Annotated in this window: 2 protein-coding genes; one reads left to right on the forward strand and one right to left on the reverse strand. The window is 59.1% G+C overall.

What is annotated here, in order from left to right:
• Nucleotides 1-316 (reverse strand): AAA family ATPase (locus Q4P78_RS09245; RefSeq protein ID WP_303340078.1); only part of this gene is annotated, 316 nt, incomplete at its 3' end.
• Between the two features lie 199 nt (nt 317-515).
• On the opposite strand from Q4P78_RS09245, the gene Q4P78_RS09250 reads away from it, so the two are divergent.
• Nucleotides 516-1,110, forward strand: a 595-nt coding sequence (locus tag Q4P78_RS09250; protein WP_303340079.1) for an exonuclease domain-containing protein, incomplete at its 3' end; no start/stop codon positions are given.

A 1,110-nucleotide genomic window follows, 5' to 3' on the forward strand; every position in this document is an offset into this window, starting at 1 on the left:
CGCCAATCATAACGTCTTGTTCGGGGCCGGAAAGGAGCTTGGGGGAAAATTCCACCCCGTCGAGACGCCCCCGCGAGTGGGCGCGGCGCAGCAGGTCGAAGGCGTAGGCCGCCCAGGCCCGGGTGGGTGCGGTGGACATGCTTGCGTCGGTACGCCTAGCCAGCCCGTCGCGAATGCGTGTGGCCCCGGTGCGGGTGGGGGCAAGAATAAGCAACCGGGCGGGATCGGATCCCGCGGCAATAAAATCTGCTGCGGCACCAATAAGGCGTGCGGTTTTTCCGGTGCCCGGTGCGCCCGTTATGAGAGTTGCAGTCATGGTTCCAGTCTATCGGTTGCGCCCGTGCGCTTCTAAGCTTCTCGTTACCGCCGACTCTTATTTATTCGCCGCTTATTTTTCTTCAATGTCGATTGCGGGCTTACCGCAATGCTGCACCCGCTTTATGCCCACATTGCCCGCGCCTTCGGGCTAACTGGTGTGGGAGCGCATTATAAAAAACTCACGTATAGTCAAGACTATGAGCTGGATTAATGGCCCCCGCGCAACTTTTGACCTTGAAACGACCGGTGTCGATGTGAAAACCGCGCGCATTGTGACCGCATCCCTGATTCTTTTGGAGCCTGACGGTGCTATTCGGCGTGCCGGCGAGTGGTTGGCTAATCCCGGTGTGGAGATTCCCGACGGGGCCGCTCGGGTGCACGGTATTACCACCGAGTATGCGCGCGCCCACGGGGCGGATGCCCGCCAAGTGGTGTGGGAGTTGGCCGGGGCGCTTGGGGGGCTTTTTTTGGATGGGGTGCCAGTCATCGCCTTTAATGCGGCCTATGATTTTTCGGTGCTGCACCACGAGATGAAGCGTTACGGTATTGCCAATGGAATACTTCCCGAAGGCTATATTCTTGATCCGTACATTATTCATAAACAGGTGATTCCGCGCAAACGCGGTAACCGCAAACTGGAGACCCTGGCCGGCGAGCACGGCGTGCAGCTCGATAATGCTCACACCTCTAAGGACGATGCGCTGGCGGCCGAGCGGCTGCTGGTGAAGCTTACGGAGCAGTTCCCGGTGGTACTCGATACGGATGCCGCTACCCTACACCGGCAGCAAATAC

Source organism: Rothia sp. (in: high G+C Gram-positive bacteria) (assembly GCF_030540545.1).
In the GTDB taxonomy this organism is placed as follows: domain Bacteria; phylum Actinomycetota; class Actinomycetes; order Actinomycetales; family Micrococcaceae; genus Rothia.